Here is a 17,071-nt window from a genome sequence, read left to right as displayed (position 1 = left end):
TGCTCCACCAGAAAAGAAAACTCGCCATTTCACCATCTCACTATTTCACAAACTCACTGCTATGAACAACCAAACCCTGCCCGACGAAACTGCTGTTGCTGTGGAGCCCGTAGCGGGTTCGGCCCGTGCGGCTCACACCTACCAGGCGCCTTATCAGCCGCCAAAAACCCCGCTTATTACCATGAAACGAATCTTTCTGGGCATCCTTGTGCTTCTGCTGCTGGCTGGTTTCGGCTGGCTTGCGCGCTACTTTTGGAAGCAGGCCCATACCGACCCAGTGACTTATAAAACCGAAACGCCGTTTGTGGCCGACATTGTGAAGAAGACCGTGGCCACGGGCAGCATCGTGCCCCGGCGGGAGGTTCAGATCAAGCCCCAGGTGTCGGGCATCGTAGAGGAGCTGTTTGTAGAGGCCGGGGAGCCCATCAAGGAAGGCCAGCTCATTGCCCGCATCCGCACGGTGGCCAACGCAGCCAACGTGAACAACGCCCAGAACCAGATTCAGGCTGCCCGCGTGGCCCTGGAAACCTCCCAAATCGAGCTGGACCGGCAGCGGCCCCTGTTTGAGCAGAAAGTAATTGCCGAGCAGGAATACAACCGCCTGCTGGCCGACGTGCGTGCCAAAAAGCAGGCCCTCAACGCCGCCGAAAACGACCTGCAGATTGCCCAGCGCGGTGCCTCCCGCAACACCGGCGGCGCTTCCAACACCGTCCGTTCTACCATCACCGGCCTGGTGCTGGATGTGCCTATCAAAGTGGGCTCGTCGGTAGTGGAGCGCAACAACTTCAACGAGGGCACCACTATTGCCGCCATTGCCGACATGAAAAGCCTGGTATTTGAAGGCAAAGTGGACGAGAGTGAAGTAGGCAAGGTGCGGGAAGGCATGGACCTGAACCTGACCGTAGGGGCCCTGGAAGGCGAGAATTTTCCGGCCACCCTCGAATACATTGCGCCCAAGGGCATCACCGAAGAAGGCGCCATCAAGTTTCAGGTGCGGGCCAACGTGCGCCTGCAGCCCGGGCAGTTCCTGCGGGCCGGCTACTCGGCCAACGGCGACATTGTGCTGGGCCGCCGCAAGCAGGTGCTGGCTATCCGGGAAAGCCTGCTGCAATTCGGCAAGGTCAACAAGGACAGCGTGTTTGTGGAAGTCGAAACCGCGCCCCAGCAGTTTCAGAAGCGGCTGGTCAAGACCGGCTTATCGGACGGCATCAACGTGGAAGTACTGTCGGGCTTGAAGAAGGAAGACAAAGTAAAGGTGCTCGGTCCGCCGGCCGAAGGCGAGAAGAAAGGCTAGGCGTACGCAAAGCCAAGCTGCCACTGTCCAAACGGCCCAACCCTGCGCGGATTGGGCCGTTTGCTGTTTTACGCCTAATCTTTCTCTAATCATGCGCCCCCAAGCCTATACCCTGCAATTCAACCCCAAGCTGAGTTTGAACGCCGACGGCAAGCACGTGCGCGACGGGCTTTCGGCAGTGCTCTGCACCGGCGACAACCTGTGGCTGAGCTGCGACGAGCGAACCACCATCGAGCGGCTGACGCGTACCGGGCCGCACGAGTACGGGCAGCACGCCTCGTTCCAGCTCACCGACCTGCTCGATTTGCCCGCCGACGAAACCAGTGAAATCGACATTGAGGGCCTGGCCGAAGCCGACCACTACCTCTGGGTGATTGGCTCCCACAGTCTCAAGCGCAAAAAGCCCGACCATGAGGACGAAGACGTGGCCAAGCAGATTGCCAAGCTGGCCAAGGTTGCCAATGACCCCAACCGCTACCTGCTGGCCCGGATTCCACTGGTGCGCAACGAGGAAACCGGTGACTTTGAGCTCTGCAAATCGGCTCCGCACCCTACCAAAGCCAACGAAACCCTGCAGGCCGCCCAGCTCCACGGCAGCACCGAAACCAACGAGCTGACCGACCTATTGGCCGAAGACCCGCATTTAAAACCCTTTCTCAAGATTCCTGGCAAAGACAACGGGTTCGACATTGAGGGCTTGGCGGCTGCCTCCGACGGGCGCCTGTTTGTGGGGTTGCGCGGGCCGGTGCTGCGGGGCTGGGCCGTGGTGCTGGAGTTGCTGCCCGAACTCGACAAGCACGGCCGCCTGCGCTTGGCCAAAATCGGTGGGGAGCAGAAATACTACAAGAAGCACTTTCTGGCCCTGGGCGGCATGGGCCTGCGGGAGCTGCGCCAGGCCGGCGACGACCTGTATTTGCTGGCCGGTCCCACCATGGACCTCGACGGCACCATTGCGGTGTACTGCTGGCCAGGCGCTATGAACCAAGAAGGCGACACGCTGGTGGGGCCCGACAAAATCCAGCGCCTCTTCGACGTGCCCCACGGCCAAGGGCCCACTTCCGGGCAAGACAAAGCTGAGGGCATGGGCATGATTGATAAGGACCATTTGCTTGTCGTGTTCGACAGCCCGAGCGACGCACGCAAGCCCGTGGCTCACCAGGTACTGGCCGACGCCTACCGGCTAAAGGGCCTGTAGCAGCCCGTTTGCCCCTTTTGCCCGTACTTTGCCCGCTCGACTTTTCCCACGACCACACACCACACCATGGCTGCCAAGCTGCTTCAAACTCCCGAAACCACCTACCGCATCCATTTCCAGGACTGCGACATGCTGGGCCACCTCAACAACGCCCGCTACCTCGATTATTTTCTCAACGCCCGCGAAGACCACACCACTGAGCATTACGCCCTCAACCTGGGGCAGCTGGCCCAGGAGCAGGGCGCCGGCTGGGTGATTACCAAGCACCAAATTGCCTACCTGCGCCCCGCCAACCACGGCGAAACGGTGCGTATCCGTACCCAGCTCATCAACTTCGACAACTCCAATCTGGTCGTGGAAATGCAGATGCTCAGCGAGGATGGCAGCCGGCTGAAGTCGGTGCTGTGGTCGGAAATGGCCTTTGTGCGCGTCGCCTCCGCCACCCGCACCGACCACACCGACGAGCTGATGGACATGCTCGACAAGCTCGATGTGGAAGACGTGAGCTACGACCCCGACGGCTTCGACGAGCGGGTGAAAAGCCTGCGTAAAAAGCTCAAGCGCGACCGGGCGGGCCGCGACGACGAGTAACCCAGCTCCACGGTTTGCGTACTACCAAAGCCGGTTCTGCCTAGCGCGGGCCGGCTTTTTCGTACCCAACCTACTACCCAACCCTAACATCTATTCCCATGAGCATCTTTGGCAGTGATAAACTAAAAGGCAAGAAAATAGCCATTGTAGCCACCGACGGTTTCGAGCAGTCGGAACTGGAAGAACCCAAGAAATACCTGGAAGGCGAAGGCGCCGAAACCCACGTTATTTCCCTGAAAAGCGGCTCCATTAAGGGCTGGGATGAGAAAGACTGGGGCAACAAAGTAGATGTCGACAAGACCATCGACGAAGTGAGCGTGGCCGACTATGATGCGCTGGTGCTGCCCGGCGGCCAGATGAACCCCGACGTGCTGCGCACCGAGCAAAAAGTAGTCGACTTTGCCGCCGAGTTTATGCGCTCGGGCAAAGTGGTAGCTGCCATCTGCCACGGCCCCTGGACGCTGATTGAAACCGGCTTGCTGCGCGGCCACAAAGTAACGAGCTGGCCTAGCCTGCAAACCGACCTCAAAAACGCCGGCGCCCACTGGGAAGACAGCGAAGTAGTCGTCGACAAAGGCCTCATCACCAGCCGCAACCCCAGCGACCTGCCCGCCTTCAACAAAAAGATTGTAGAGGAAATCCTGGAGGGCCAGCACGCGCCCCGCTCGTAATACCAGAAGGTGTGTTTCCCACAAAAAAGCCCCGGCCATGCATGGCCGGGGCTTTTTTTATGTTCCGTCGGTTGGCCTACAAGTCCACGGCCATCCGGATGTTGCCGCGCTTATACATGACGGTGCCCAGTGGAATTTCCCGGAAGCCCAGCTTGCGGTACACGTGCAGGGCCGGCAGCAGAATGTGGTTGGAAACCAGTTCCACCCGCGGTACGCCCATGGTGCGGGCCCGGTTTAGAATGGCTTGGCACAGCTTATAGCCAATACCGCGGCCCTGCATCTGGTCGGTGACGGCCATTTTGGCCAGCTTCCAGCTATTGTCATCGGGATTGTGTAGCAGGGCTCCGGAGCCTACAATTTCACCTTCGTAGCGGGCCAGCAGGATAAAGCCGCCCGGGTCGAGCAGGTGGGTTTGCGGGTCACCGAGCGTGATGTGGTCGGCAGGCTCCAACTCGAAGTAGCGCGTTATCCACTCGTGGTTGAGACGTCGGAAATCGTCGTGGTACCGGGGTTCGTAATCGATGATTTCAAGGTCGGCGGCAGAAAATGTATTCATGCCGGAAAGATGGTAAACTTTGGGTTTAGGGCTGCACCAGAGCCAGCAGCGCGGCGGCGTAGCGGTGGTAGAGTAGGTAAAACCCCGTGTCGAAAAGCAGCAAAAAGCCGCCCTGCAGCCACAACGAGCGGCCGAAGCCCAGAAGCCGTTCGGGCCGCTGGCTTTCAGTGGCTTGGCCCCGGGCCCGCAGCCCGCTGCCAATGGCCAGATACGCCACGTCCAGGCCCACGTTGAGCAGCAGGATTTTCTCGAAATCGAACTGAGCCTCCAGGCTGGCAGCCAGGGTGAGGCCGGTCACGTGGTTGGGATTGGCCCGCACAATGCCCACCACGGCCAGCACGGCATTCACGAAGTTCCAGCCCACGTTCATCTGGTGGAAGTAGTGGGTTTCCGAGCGGGCATCAGTTCGGGCCACCAGATAGCCGCTCACCAGCAGGTTGAGCAAGGCCCAGGTGCCGAGCACGGCCATACCATGCTCGGCCAGCAATTCACGGCCGTGGTTGAGGGCGGGCAAGGCCGCCGGAATGTCAGCACCCATTCGAAGTCAGAAACAGTGGTTGGAAAGCCAAGCTAGCGCATAAAAAAAGGAAGCCCCAAGAGGCTTCCTTCTTAAATCGGGTTTGGAACCGGCTATTGGGTGAAGCCAATACCCAGGTACACCTGGAACACGCTGTTCTTGATGTCGGTCAGCGCTTTGCTACCCGTGGTAGCCAGCTGATCCTTGATGATTTCGTTGAAGCCAGCCGTGTAGCGGGCCCCTACGCGGGCAGGTCCTACGCGGGCTTCGGCGCCGGCCGATACGCCGTAGTCGATGCTGGTGTAGCTGTAGCCGTACACGTTGCCCTCGTTGGCAATCTTACGCTCTTTGCCATCTTCGGTAACCTTCGTCAGCAGCGAAACCTGGGGGCCGGCGTGGATGCTCACGTTGTCGAGGATGTTGAACACCAGCAACACGGGCAACTGCAGATAGTCGAGGCGCCGGTCGTTTACCGTGGCAGGCGTGCCGGAAGTAGGCGTGTTGGTCGAGGTGCCTTGGAAACCCTGGCGGCTGTAGAGCAGCTCGGGCTGAATCGAGAGCCGGTTGTTGAAGCCGTACTGGCCGTAGATACCGGCATGGAAGGTTTTGGAGTTGGAGCTGTTGGCAAAGTTGGCTTTGCTGTCGCCGTATACGTCAGCCAAGTTGAAGCCGCCTTTAATACCGAAGCCCGTATTGCGCGAGCCGCTGGTACCAGCGTCGTAGTCGGTCGAGGAGCGCAAACCGACCGGGCCGTTGGTATCGTTTTTCTGAGCAAAGGCGGTAACGGTGGCGAGGGACAGAGCGAGGAGTAAACTGAGTTTTTTCATGGGAGGGTGAAGGTCTAGGTGGTTGCAACGGCGGGCCTTGGGAAAGTACAGGCGAGCATTTGTAACCGACTATACTTGCCCGTGGGCAGAAGGTTACGCCGCGCTGCAGTTCAATAGAAAAAAATATTGCCCGCCAGACTAGTATCAACGCAAACAGCCCGTATCTTTGGCGCTTTCCGGCCGCCGCCAGAGTGTTTGATGGGATATTAGCTCAGTTGGTTCAGAGCACTACCTCGACAAGGTAGGGGTCACTGGTTCGAGCCCAGTATGTCCCACATCACGCCTTCAATACCCGCCCTTATACGGCGGGTATTGTTGTTTATGGGCCTATACGAAGTAGCACGCCTGCGCAGCCCCTGCCGCTTTAGTTGGGCATACGCAGGCCTGTTTCCAGAACGGCAATCGGCCTGAATGCGCCCTCGCATCAGCTGCTGGCTGCTGGCGCTCTACTCCTCTCTGCACAGTAGAATTACGATGTCATAGGGTTTATATATAAATAAATACATGTATATGTGATCAGGGTAATTATGTGAAAATCAAATTTGTATATTGGGTTGGTAGAATTCAGCTACTGTGATCTTCAGTACATCTTACTAACCACAACCTCATGAAAAAACTCTTTACCACTTTCCTCATGTTACTCGGCGGGTATCTACTAACGCCCGCCTCCCAGGCCCAGCAGCTCTACACCAACGGGAATTTTACCACCGGCACCACCACCAAAAGCGGCGTGGTAGCCCCAGCCGGCTTCACGTGGAGTGAAGCGCAGAATAACACGGGCGAAACCACCATTACTAACAGCAGTGCTGGCTATACCGGCTCCAAGTCTGCCGGCTACGCGCTTGCCGATAATTTCGTGGTGCCTGCCGGGCTCAGTTGGACAATCAATAGTCTTTCCTTTTTCAGTTACCAGAGTGGCTATACCGGTACTACCTCGCCGTTTACGGAATTATACGTCCGCATCTGGCGCGGTTCTCCGGCCGCGGCTGGTTCCACCGTGGTGTATGGCGACCTGATCACCAACCGCTACGCTGGGGCTGTCAGCACGAATTCTTACCGCATTTTCAACTCGCTTTACCCCACCCCAAATACTCCTGGCACCACGCGCCTGATCTGGAAAGTGCGGGCCAACCTGTCGCCGGCGCCCGTGTTGCCGGCTGGCACTTATTGGGTTGAGTGGACCTCGGTCGTATCGGGTACTCTCACGCACTTTTACGTTCCGGTTACCACAGCCGGCGCCCGCCAGACTGTAGGTGCTAATGCCCTGCAGTTTGTTCCAACCACCGGGCTCTGGACCCCCATAATAGATACCGGCAACCCAGATACTGCTCCCGATGTGACCATCGACTTTCCTTTTCTTATCAACGATGCCACCATCACGGCCACTACGGTGGCGGCGGTGGGCTCATCGTTGCGGGTGGGCCCCGTGCCTACCGCTGAGAATGTGCAGGTGGAATTTGCCGAGCTCCGGGGCGCCAGTGACCTGATGCTGACCGATATGCAGGGCCGGCAGGTATGGGCCGGCAAGGCCCCGGCCCGCAGCCTAGCCGTGACGGTGCCCATGGCTCAATTGGCTGCCGGCGTGTACACGTTGAGTGTCCGCTCAGCCGAAGGAATTGACCGGGTACGGGTGGTGAAGTATTAGCCCAGCACCGCCCACGCTAGTGAAACAACGGCGGGTGCAAGCGCTACCACTGCTAAGCTGGTCAATACTTTCGAGCAGCTTTACGGTGGTTGACACGGCACTTTGTAAACCAAGCTGGCTGGAAGTCGGTTAATCCACATCAAAGGACAAGAATAACTGCCCCGTAAGGCAGTTATTCTTGTTTTCAGGCCTTACCATTTCCTATGCTTCCCATTGCCTGGGCCCCGCTCTATGCCCACCCACTGCCCGAGAATCACCGGTTTCCGATGCTCAAGTACGAGCTACTGCCCGAGCAGCTGTTACGGGAGGGTATTGTGACGGAAGAAAGCTTTTTTACCCCGGTACCGCCGCCCGAAGCCGAGATTCTGCGCACCCACGACGCACACTACTACCAGCGGCTGGTAGCCGGGCAGCTCACGCGGCAGGAGGAGCGGGCTACCGGTTTTCCGTGGTCGGAGCAGCTGATTGCGCGGGAAGTAACTATTTTGGGCGGCACGATAGAGTGCGCCCGGCGGGCGTTGCAGCACGGTATTGCCCTCAATATTGCCGGCGGTACCCACCACGCCTTTGCCAACCGGGGCGAAGGGTTTTGCCTGCTCAATGACCAGGCCGCGGCGGCTAATTACCTGCTGGCCCACGAGCCGGGTATCGGCACAATCCTGATTGTGGACCTCGATGTGCACCAGGGCAACGGCACAGCGGCCTTGTTTGGGCACGAGCCCCGGGTCTTTACCTTCAGCATGCACGGGGCCCGCAACTATCCGCACCGCAAGGAGCAGTCGGACCTGGACCTGCCCTTGGCCGATGGCACCGACGACGCAACGTACCTGAAGCTGCTGGCCGATACGTTGCCCCGCCTGCTCGACGAGGTGAGGCCCGATTTCGTATTTTACCTGGCCGGCGTGGATGTGCTGGCTACCGACAAGCTGGGCCATCTGGGCCTGAGCCGGGAGGGCTGCCGCCGCCGCGACGAGCTGGTTCTGCGGCTCTGCCAGACAAATCAACTGCCCGTAGTCGTCTGCATGGGTGGGGGCTACTCCGTGCGCATCGCCGACATCGTGGAAGCTCACGCCAATACCTTTCGGCTGGCGGCTGAGCTGTACACGTAGTAAGCAGAGTGGTTAAAAGATAACCTGCCAGCGGAAGGCCCAGCACCAGCGCAAGGAGTACCGCTCAATGCCCGCGGCGGCCAGAATCTGCTGCCACTCGCGGCGCGTAAAGGCCCGGGCCACCGACAGCGGAGCATCATTCTGCACCAGATACGAGCCCCGAAACAGGCGCGTAAGCCACTTAATACTATAGTAGGCGACAGGCTGGCGGTGCAAATCGTTGATGAGCACGCCCACGCGGGCCTGGGTATTAAGCTGGCGCAGCAACTGAGCCAGGGCCTCACTGGAGAAGTGGTGGCAAAACAGGCTGCAGGTAATGATGTCGAACTGCTGCTCCTGAAACTCTGCGCCGAAAATATCCTGCTGCTGAAAGCTGATTTCGGGAAAGCCAGCCGCTTTGGCCGCCGCATAGTCTATCATAAAGGCGTTGGCATCAATGCCCACCAGTTCCACGGGCACGCGCTGCCGCCGGGCCCAGCCGGCAATATGGCGCAGCGTATCACCGCCGCCGCTGCCCAGGTCGGCCAGGCGCAGGGCGCGACTTTTGGGGAAGCGGGAGCGGAGGCGCTGCAGGCCGTCGAGTACCACGCGGTAGCCGCCCAGCCAGGTGTTGATGGTTTCCAGCTCGTCCAGATTCTGCCGCAGGGCGTCGGAGGCCAGCGTCAGGTCGTCCATCAGCTCTTCCTCGGTGGCGCGGGTGCTCAGGTCGGGCATAGGTAAGCCAGAAAGGCGTTAAGCCAGGTGAACCTGTAGCAGCATGGCTTCCAGCGTCAGGCCAGGTCCGAAAGCAAAGCTGAGCACCGGCGCCCCAGCCTCAGCCGGCGTGAGCGACTGGAGCAATTCGCGCAGCACAAATAGCACCGTGGCCGACGACATATTGCCGTAGTCCCGCAGCACTTGGTAGGCAAAGCGGTTGTCATGGGCACTCATGCCGAGCTCCTGCTCGATAGTTTCGAGAATCTTACGGCCCCCGGGGTGAATGGCAAAGGCGTGAATGTCCTTGAGCTTCACCGGCAGCTTGCGCAACAGGCCTTCGGTGAGCTGGCGTATGCCCTTCTGAATCATCCTGGGCACGTACGACGACAAGGTCATTTCAAACCCGAAGTCGTTGATGTGCCAGGCCATATCGGCGTGGCCGTCAGGTTCCAGCTCGCAGTGGAACGCTTCCAGGCTCAGGCTGTAGCCGTGGCTGGCTGGCTGGGCCTGCACCAGGGCCGCCGCCGACCCATCGCCGAACAATGCGTTGGATACCAGGTGGTCTTCTTCCTTATTCTTCTGAAAGTGAATAGTGCACAGCTCGGTGCACACCAGCAGTACTTTGGCCTTAGGGTCGGCAAGGCAAAACGCCTGGGCCAGCTTCAAAGCATTAAACGCCGCGTAGCAACCCATGAAATTGACGCAGGTGCGGCGCACACTGGTACTCAGGCCCAGCTGCGCGACCAGCTCAATATCGAGGCCCGGGGCGTACATACCCGTGCAGCTCACCGTTATCAGATGGGTAATGTCGCTCAAAGCCACGTCGGGCTGCTGCTGCAGGCAGTTGCGCACCGCTTCCACCGACAGCGGCAGGGCGTATTGCCGGTAGGCGGCCATGCGCTGGCCTACCGTGGGGAAAGGCTCCAAGTCGGGCGTGTTCGGAAAAAACTCGAAGTCCCCGTTGGTCCGGCTGTAGTCTGCCAGCACGGAGTAGCGCTGGGCAATGCCCGTTACGCGGTACAGGGCGCGCAGTTTGCGTGTGTCGGCGGCGTTCAGCTGTAAGCCTTCGGCCATAAAGGTGGCAATCTGCGGTTGAGGAATGCGGTGGGGCGGGGTAGCAGTGCCAATAGCACACAAGTAGCTCGTCATCGAAGGCAGTATACGGATTTGCCGTCGGTTCGGCTTAGGAGTGCAACAAACTAAACGGCGGGCGGTTTTGGGGCCTTAAAACGCCGAGCCGTGGGTGCGCCGCATCAGGGCCCGCACCCCGCCGGGCCAGTGCCGCATGCCGCCTACCACAGCCTCGCTCAGTACGGGGCGCCCAAACAGGCGCTGCACGGCCCGCCCCACCCACAGCCGAGGCCCGAAGTGCTGCTGCCAGTCGCGGCGGTAGGCGGCCTCCAGCGCCGGGCGGGAGTAGCGGCCCTGCAGAAACTGGTCGAGGTGGAAGCTGGCCCGCTCGGCGCCGTGAATAGCCATGGCCATGCCGTTGCCGCACAGGGGCGTAATCAGCCCGGCCGCGTCGCCGCACATAAGCACGTGGTCTTCCACGCAGTTTTTGGGGGCAAAGGATATTTCATTGATTACCTCGGGCTGGTCGTAGAGAAACTCCGCCTCGCGCAGCACTCTACCCAGGTGCGGATTGCGGGCCAGGACCTGCTCCTGCATGGCCCCGATAGTGCCGTGAGCTTTGAGGTTCTGACGGGTCGTGAGGTAGCAAAAGCAGTACTTGTCTTCCTCAATAGCCGACAACCCCGCGTAACCGTCGGCAAAGTTGTGCAGAGCAATGACATTGCGCGGGAAGTCGAGGCGCAGATGGTATTTGACGCCCAGGTACGGGGAGCGTTGCTGAAAAAAGCTGCGCTGCAGCTGACGGTCCAGGTTGGCGCGCTTGCCGTAGGCCCCCAGCACCACCCGGGCCCTGAGCTGCCGCCCATCCGCCAGCGTGACGAGGTGCTCATTAGCGGCTTCCTCAAACGCCACGTCGGTTACGGTAGCCTGCTGGTGAAACACCACACCCCGGGCCTCAGCTTGCTGAAACAGGAAATAATCGAGTTGGTAGCGGCTCACCCCGAAGCCACCCAGGTCGAGCGGACTCGTGAGCGTGCGGCCAGCCGGAGAGGTGAGCATAAACTGGGTAATGGCGGCCGGGCCCAGCAGAGCCGGGTCTACGCCGAGGCGGCGCAGGTAAGGCCGCACCTCGTTGGAAACGTACTCGCCGCACACCTTGTGAAACGGGTAACGCTTGCGCTCCACCAAGGTCACCTGATAACCGCGCTGCCGCAAATCCAGGGCCGCGGTGAGCCCGCCTAATCCGCCACCGATAATGAGAACGTCCAACTTAATTTAGGTAGTAACAGGGTGAAAGAGAGAGTAGAAACAAATCTTTTATCAGTGCGTAGTTATATTTCGTAACTCTAATGCATATTCCGTATTATCTTTGCAAACCTAATTGAGCGCCGGCCGTTAATCTAGTCAATATACAACTGGCGCTCGTCCCACCCTACAGCATGCTATGATGCAACGCTTACGCTTTTTTTGTCTGCTCCTCGTGCTCGGCTTCAGTTTTGTCCGCAGCACTCTGCCTTCCGCCTCAGCCCAGCCGGCTGTTCGTACGTCAGCACCCACGCGGCCCGCTGACGAAAAATCCTTTTTGGTGTACCCCAATCCCAGCAGCGGTATTGTCCACATTGCCATCAATGGTTTTGAGGGGCGCCGCCTGGAGCTCCGGATTCTGAACGTTATCGGTACAGTTATATACCGTGAGTCCATTACGGAACTCAGCGGGCCCAAGACTTTGGACTTAAGCAAGTTTGCCAGCGGCCTGTATTACGTGAAGCTGGAAGGTGAAAACGCCAGTGAAATGCGCAAGTTGGTTATTCGCTAAGGAGCGCAATTCTGCCAGATACAGTTAGAAAGCAGCCGCTGTCGGCTGCTTTTTTCGTTAGAGCCAGCCCGCGTATTTCCAGTATGCATCAGCAAAAAGGCCTCCGAATGGGAGGCCTTTTTGCTTTGAAAAGAAGAAGATTAGCGGCGGTTGCGCACTGGAACCCGCACGGGCTGCAGGCGCTTTTTCCGGTCGTTGTCGTCAAAGGGATTGAAGACCAGCAGGGCGGCGGCCACGGCTAGTCCGCTGAGAAGGAGCAAAGACATAAGAAAAGTATTAGAGACAAGACAAATTACAACCTGTAACGGTAAGGAGCAACTAGTATTTTGCTGATGACCGGTATGCGGCTACTATTTTATCTAAACCCCAAAAACCACGGTTCGGTTTCGATATAATTATGTCCTTTTCAGTAGCGTTTCCACTACGTAGCGGGCATCAGGACCAGCACCACCCATCAGGGCCGAGCTGCGGGTGTGTAGCCAGGGCAAGCCCAGAAATGCTAGCCCCGGGGCATCAGTCAGGCCGCGCTGGTGGCGGGGTTCTCCGGCCGCATCAAACACGGGTACCTGAATCCAGTCGAAGGCTCGACCGTAGCCAGTGGCCCATATTACGGCCTGCAGTGGCGGCGTGGCGGCAGTGGCACCTTGCAGACCGAGGCCGTCTGGCGTGACACTCACTGCCGGCCCAATAAAGTGAACGTTGGGGAAGCTGCGCAGCCGGCTCAAATCGGCGCTGACGACCGGCTCGGGGCGAGCCAACATGCGGCGGCCCAGCCAGGAGTGCCGCGGCACCCGCATCAGCCCCGTCGACTTGAGGAAAATCCACATGCCCGTATGATTGGGCAGGGCGGGCGTCAGCTCATTATAGGCCGCGTACACCGGCCGGCCGGTAGCGGCCAGGTCGGCGCCAATCTGCAGGGCCGAGTTGCCGCTACCTACCACCGCTACCGGCCCGGTGCCCGGCAGCTGAGCCGCGCGCTGGTAAGCGCTGCTGTGAAGCTGAGTAACGGTTGGCGCCAGCTGAGGGGCAAACGTTGGCAGGCGTGGCGCATTGAAAGGCCCGGTGCAGACAATCACGTTGCGCGCTACGTAAGGCGGCCCGGTGGCGGTGCGCACCTCATAGCTGGTTCCGGCGTCGGCCACGGCTACGCGGGTCACGCGCTGGCCCAGACGTATGGGCAGCTCAAAATGCTCGGCGTAGCGTTGCAGGTAGGCGGCGGCTTCGTCTTTGGTGGGGTAGCGCCGGGCGTTGCCGGGCCAGGGGAGGCCCGGCAGGCTGCTGGCCCAGGCCGGTGAAAACAAGCGCAGGCTCTCGAAGCGCGTAGCCCATACATGACCTACGGTCGGCCGCTCATCGAGCACCACAAACGACTGTCCATGTTGGCGCAAGTAGTAGGCCGCAGCCAAACCGGCCTGTCCCGCCCCAATAACTACGGTATCAATATAAACAGGTGAATCAGGCATAAGCAGGAGAGTGGCTGACGCGGCAAAGGTAAGCGGCCTTAGTCGGGAAGCTCCCGCTGCAGCTGGGCTACTACTTGGTCCGTGACGGTGCGCACCTGCCAAACTAGGGCAGTTATTTCGGTCAGCTCGTCGCCGGGGTCCTGGGTTACAGTTTCCAGGCGTCGCACGACCTCCAGCAACGTGTACATGTGTAAACCAGAAAAAGAGCTTTTCAGATGGTGAGCCGTAGCGCTAAGGGCCAGCCAATTCCGCTTTTGCAAGGCCAGCTCCAGCTCCTGAATAATAGGCGGCGTGGTTTCAACGAACACCCGAATCAGGCGGCTGACGAACTCCTTGTTGCCGTGGGCCAGGCGCCGGATTCCCTGCAAGCTGTACTCGGGTGCTGCTTCCGCGGCCAATGCCGGGACCGTCGGAGCCGGCCCCGCGTAGGGACCCGGGGGCAGCACTTTGGTCAGAGCCCGAAACAGCTCTTCTTCCCGAAACGGCTTGGAAACGTAGCCATTGAACCCGGCGGCCAGGTACCGTTCGGCTTCACCGCGCAGGGCGTGAGCCGTCAGGGCAATGATAGGGGTGGCAGCCCGGGCCGGGTCGGGGTACTCGCGCAGCAGGCGGGCCGTGGCCGTACCATCGAGGCCGGGCATCTGAATATCCATCAGCACGGCGTCGTAGGTGTGGCGCTGAAACAGCTGCAGGGCCTCGCGCCCGTTGCTGGCAATATCGACTTGGCAGCCCCAATTGAGCAACTGGGCATTTACCAGAAACTGAGTTACGGCGTTGTCTTCGGCCAGCAAAATCCGGTGCTGGCCCAGGCTGTGGTAATTGACCGGCGCCGGGGTCGGAGCGGGAACCGTTACCTGGCCTTCGGCCCGCTCAAACGGCAAGGTTACGCGGAAGGTACTGCCCTCGTGCAGGCGGCTTTCCACTGTGATGCTGCCGCCCATCAGTTCTACCAGGCCCCGCGAAATGCTTAGCCCCAGCCCCGAGCCGCCGTATTCGCGGGCCGTGCTGGCCGTGGCCTGGGTAAAGGACTCAAAGACATGTTCCAGCTGGTGAGACGGAATGCCGATGCCGGTATCGAGAACGGCGAATTGAAATACCAGCGGATCGTGGGGGCCGCTGAGGCGGCGGCAAGTCAGCAGGACCTGGCCCCGGTCAGTAAACTTGACGGCGTTGCTAAGCAGATTGAGCAGCACTTGCCGCAGGCGGTACGGGTCGCCGTTGACCAGCATCGACACTTCGGCCGGGGGTAATTCCAGTTCCAGCGCAATGCCTTTTTCGGCGGCTTTGGGCAGCAGTAACTGGCGGCTGGCTACCAGCACTTCCCGCAAATCGAAGGCCGTGGTTTCGAGCCGCACCTTACCCGCGCCCAGCTGGGCCATAGCCAGAATGTCGTTGATGACAACTAGTAGCTGCTCGGCCGAGTGGCGGATGTGGTCCAGGTACTGGCTTTGCCGCTCATCCAGCGGGGTTTTCTGCAGCAGCCCGGCCAGGCCCAGAATGCCGGTCATGGGCGTGCGAATCTCGTGGCTCATGTTGGCCAGGAAGTCCTGCTTCACCCGGGCATTTTCTTCCGCGGCCTCCTTAGACTGGTGCAGGGCCTGCTGCGTTTCCTTCAGGGCGGTGATGTTGCTATCCACGCCCAGCACCTGGGTGGTGCCGTCGGTGAGCAGGAAGGGCCGCTTGATGCTGTTAAACCACAGTACCTCACCGCTGGGCCGGGTAAAGGTTTCTTCCATTACCAGTTCCCGCTGAGAGGTTATCACCTGCCGGTCGGCCCTAAGGTAACGGGCCGCATCGGCGGGGGAAATGGGCAGCTGTTTGACATTGGTTTCCACCACTTCCTGCACGCTTAGGCCGTAGAGGTCGGCCGTGGCTTGGTTGGCCAGCAGGTAGTTGCCGGCCCCATCCTTGAGGTATACCAGGTGGGGCGTGGTGTCAATTACCTGCCGGAACAAGTCGTTTTGCTCGGCCAGCGTGCGGTTGGCAGCCTGGCGCTGCTCTTCGGCCAGCTTCCAGTGCGTGATGTTCTCGGCCGTGCCCACTACCTGCCATACTTCCCCGGCGGCGTTGCGCTCAAAGGGGGTATTGTTGAGGCGTAGCCACCGCAGGCTGCCGTCGATGTGGTACATAAACACCTCCAGGGAGCGAATTTCACCGTCGGCGCAGCGGCTGAGCTGGTCGATGTGGTCTTGCAGGAGCACCAGCTGGTCGGGCGCGGTGAGCTGGGCCAGCATGTTAGGGCCCATCGACTGCAAATCGGCCTCCGAATAGCCCAACAGGGTTTCAATGTAGGCGTTGCAGTATACGTTGCGGCCTTCCTGAATGTCGATGATGTAAATCAGGTTGGGCGCGGTGCTGGCCAAGCGCTCCACAAACAACTGGCTCTGGCGCAGCTCGGCTTCCATGCTGCGACGCGTCGTCACGTCTTCGGTGCTCGCCACCATCTGGCGCACGCGGCCGTCGGGGTGGCGCAAAAAAGGCGCACTCTTAATCTTCATCCAGCGCCAGCTGCCGTCCCGGTGCCGCACCTGGTACTCGGTTTCCAGGGTTTGGCCGGCCGCGGTTTGGGCCAGCTCGGGGCCGCGCTGCCGTAGGTTCCGGTAGTCGGTGGGGCGCAAAAGGCTTGGTAGCAAGCGGGAGCCCATAGCCACCATTTCCACGTCGGTATAGCCCAGCAGTGGCAAGCTTTGGCTGTTGCAGTACAGCAGCCGGCTTTCATCCAGGTCCAGCAGAAAGACCAAGTTCGGAATCGTGTCGGTGATGCGGCGGGCAAACAGCTGGCTGTGTTCCAGCTCCTTTTCGGCTTGGTGGCGGGCGGTAATGTCGGTCAGGTACACGTTCACGCCTTCCTCCTGGGGCAGGGGCGCAATGGTCCAGACGTAGCGGGCCGCCCCCAGGCTGTACTCGTACACGCGCGGCTGCCGGGCCGCCAGGGCCGCGCTGATTTCATGGCGCAGGAAAGCCTGGCAAGCCGCTTCGGCCGGTTCCTGCAGCATCTGCAACACGTCTTTGGCGGCCGAGTTGGCGTAACGGGCCTGCCCATCGTAGGTAAAGCAGATAATCGGGTTGGGGCACTGCTCGGCCAGCCGGGACAACTCCTGCACGTGCTGCAGGGTGCGCTGCTGCTGGGTCACGTCTTCGTAGCTCCACAGGTGAAGCACGGTTTCGCCATTTTGCACCACGGGCAGGTAATCCACCTGCAGAATCGTGCCGTTGACCAGGTGCTGCAGCAGGCCCTTAACTTGGGTTTGGGCATCCTTGGCGGCGGCCATCTGCGCTTTCACCCAGGCCGGGTTGGCGAAACCACGCTGGCTTTGCGTAAAAATAACGTCGCTGGGCTGGCCAGGGTAGGCCGTAGCCTCACCCGGCAACAGCAGCATCTCGCCCAGCCGATGATTGAGCGTTACGATACTCTGCTGATTCTCGATCAGCAAGCCCGTATGGATGGTTTGCAGCAGGGCCGCCGTTTGTTTGGCCGCCGCCAACCGCTGCTGCTCCACCACGGCCCGAAGCTCCTGTAACTCGAGCTGGGCGGTAGCCTGCAGGCGTTGCGCCTGCTGCAGACGCCGCCGCAGCTGCCGGTAAGCCATTGAAGTCATATCACCGTAGCTATAGTTCAA

16 protein-coding genes and 1 tRNA gene are annotated in these 17,071 nt (G+C 60.1%); 8 read left to right on the top strand and 9 right to left on the bottom strand.

The features are described 5' to 3' along the window. The first annotated feature begins 61 nt into the window (after nt 1-61). From MUN80_RS02605 to MUN80_RS02590, 4 genes are all read left to right on the top strand, one after another. Complete coding sequence (locus MUN80_RS02605) at nt 62-1,294, top strand: efflux RND transporter periplasmic adaptor subunit (RefSeq protein ID WP_244719238.1); 1,233 nt, start codon at nt 62-64, stop codon at nt 1,292-1,294. Between the two features lie 91 nt (nt 1,295-1,385). After that, nucleotides 1,386-2,489, top strand: coding sequence for a DUF3616 domain-containing protein (locus MUN80_RS02600; protein WP_244719236.1), 1,104 nt, complete (start codon nt 1,386-1,388; stop codon nt 2,487-2,489). Between the two features lie 66 nt (nt 2,490-2,555). Continuing rightward, nucleotides 2,556-3,080 (top strand): acyl-CoA thioesterase, encoded by a 525-nt coding sequence (locus MUN80_RS02595; RefSeq protein WP_244719234.1) that lies wholly within the window; start codon nt 2,556-2,558, stop codon nt 3,078-3,080. Nucleotides 3,081-3,178: 98 nt separating this feature from the next. Further along, nucleotides 3,179-3,751 carry a type 1 glutamine amidotransferase domain-containing protein gene (locus tag MUN80_RS02590; RefSeq protein WP_244719232.1) on the top strand — a complete coding sequence of 191 codons (573 nt, stop codon included), beginning with the start codon at nt 3,179-3,181 and terminating at the stop codon, nt 3,749-3,751. A 76-nt stretch (nt 3,752-3,827) separates the two neighbouring features. Here MUN80_RS02590 and MUN80_RS02585 read toward each other — a convergent pair whose 3' ends face one another. The 3 genes from MUN80_RS02585 to MUN80_RS02575 all read right to left on the bottom strand — a co-directional run bounded on the left by MUN80_RS02585 (nt 3,828) and on the right by MUN80_RS02575 (nt 5,651). Next, on the bottom strand, nt 3,828-4,307 hold the full coding sequence (locus MUN80_RS02585; RefSeq protein WP_244719229.1) for a GNAT family N-acetyltransferase: 480 nt from the start codon (nt 4,305-4,307) through the stop codon (nt 3,828-3,830). A 25-nt stretch (nt 4,308-4,332) separates the two neighbouring features. Continuing rightward, nucleotides 4,333-4,845 (bottom strand): DUF6992 family protein, encoded by a 513-nt coding sequence (locus tag MUN80_RS02580; RefSeq protein WP_244719226.1) that lies wholly within the window; start codon nt 4,843-4,845, stop codon nt 4,333-4,335. A 92-nt stretch (nt 4,846-4,937) separates the two neighbouring features. After that, on the bottom strand, nt 4,938-5,651 hold the full coding sequence (locus tag MUN80_RS02575) for a porin family protein (RefSeq protein ID WP_244719224.1): 714 nt from the start codon (nt 5,649-5,651) through the stop codon (nt 4,938-4,940). 200 nt (nt 5,652-5,851) lie between these two features. Here MUN80_RS02575 and MUN80_RS02570 point away from each other — a divergent pair. From MUN80_RS02570 to MUN80_RS02560, 3 genes are all read left to right on the top strand, one after another. Continuing rightward, nucleotides 5,852-5,926, top strand: a tRNA-Val gene (locus MUN80_RS02570). Nucleotides 5,927-6,258: 332 nt separating this feature from the next. Beyond that, nucleotides 6,259-7,296 (top strand): T9SS type A sorting domain-containing protein, encoded by a 1,038-nt coding sequence (locus MUN80_RS02565; protein WP_244719222.1) that lies wholly within the window; start codon nt 6,259-6,261, stop codon nt 7,294-7,296. Nucleotides 7,297-7,499: 203 nt separating this feature from the next. Continuing rightward, on the top strand, nt 7,500-8,405 hold the full coding sequence (locus MUN80_RS02560) for a histone deacetylase family protein (RefSeq protein WP_244719220.1): 906 nt from the start codon (nt 7,500-7,502) through the stop codon (nt 8,403-8,405). Between the two features lie 12 nt (nt 8,406-8,417). Here the strand turns inward: MUN80_RS02560 and MUN80_RS02555 are convergent, their stop codons facing one another. The 3 genes from MUN80_RS02555 to MUN80_RS02545 form a co-directional block, all read right to left on the bottom strand. Continuing rightward, nucleotides 8,418-9,119 (bottom strand): methyltransferase domain-containing protein, encoded by a 702-nt coding sequence (locus MUN80_RS02555; RefSeq protein ID WP_244719218.1) that lies wholly within the window; start codon nt 9,117-9,119, stop codon nt 8,418-8,420. Between the two features lie 18 nt (nt 9,120-9,137). Then, nucleotides 9,138-10,250 carry a type III polyketide synthase gene (locus MUN80_RS02550; RefSeq protein WP_244719216.1) on the bottom strand — a complete coding sequence of 371 codons (1,113 nt, stop codon included), beginning with the start codon at nt 10,248-10,250 and terminating at the stop codon, nt 9,138-9,140. Between the two features lie 75 nt (nt 10,251-10,325). Continuing rightward, nucleotides 10,326-11,441: an NAD(P)/FAD-dependent oxidoreductase gene (locus tag MUN80_RS02545; protein ID WP_244719214.1), complete on the bottom strand. Its 1,116-nt coding sequence runs from the start codon at nt 11,439-11,441 to the stop codon at nt 10,326-10,328. Between the two features lie 175 nt (nt 11,442-11,616). Here MUN80_RS02545 and MUN80_RS02540 point away from each other — a divergent pair, with 175 nt between their 5' ends. Then, nucleotides 11,617-11,988: a T9SS type A sorting domain-containing protein gene (locus tag MUN80_RS02540; protein WP_244719212.1), complete on the top strand. Its 372-nt coding sequence runs from the start codon at nt 11,617-11,619 to the stop codon at nt 11,986-11,988. 140 nt (nt 11,989-12,128) lie between these two features. Here the strand turns inward: MUN80_RS02540 and MUN80_RS25925 are convergent, their stop codons facing one another. The 3 genes from MUN80_RS25925 to MUN80_RS02530 form a co-directional block, all read right to left on the bottom strand. Beyond that, entirely contained in the window at nt 12,129-12,254 is a 126-nt protein-coding gene (locus tag MUN80_RS25925) for a hypothetical protein (RefSeq protein ID WP_262496899.1), read from the bottom strand. A gap of 129 nt (nt 12,255-12,383) precedes the next feature. Further along, entirely contained in the window at nt 12,384-13,451 is a 1,068-nt protein-coding gene (locus tag MUN80_RS02535) for a flavin-containing monooxygenase (RefSeq protein WP_244719210.1), read from the bottom strand. 38 nt (nt 13,452-13,489) lie between these two features. Beyond that, nucleotides 13,490-17,050, bottom strand: a complete 3,561-nt coding sequence (locus tag MUN80_RS02530; RefSeq protein WP_244719208.1) for a PAS domain-containing hybrid sensor histidine kinase/response regulator — start codon at nt 17,048-17,050, stop codon at nt 13,490-13,492. Between the last annotated feature and the right edge of the window lie 21 nt (nt 17,051-17,071).

Origin of the sequence: Hymenobacter cellulosivorans (genome assembly GCF_022919135.1) — a bacterium.
In the GTDB taxonomy this organism is placed as follows: domain Bacteria; phylum Bacteroidota; class Bacteroidia; order Cytophagales; family Hymenobacteraceae; genus Hymenobacter; species Hymenobacter cellulosivorans.
The sequence above is the reverse complement of the archived record's forward strand: the minus strand, read 5'-3'. Positions and strand labels throughout refer to the sequence as shown.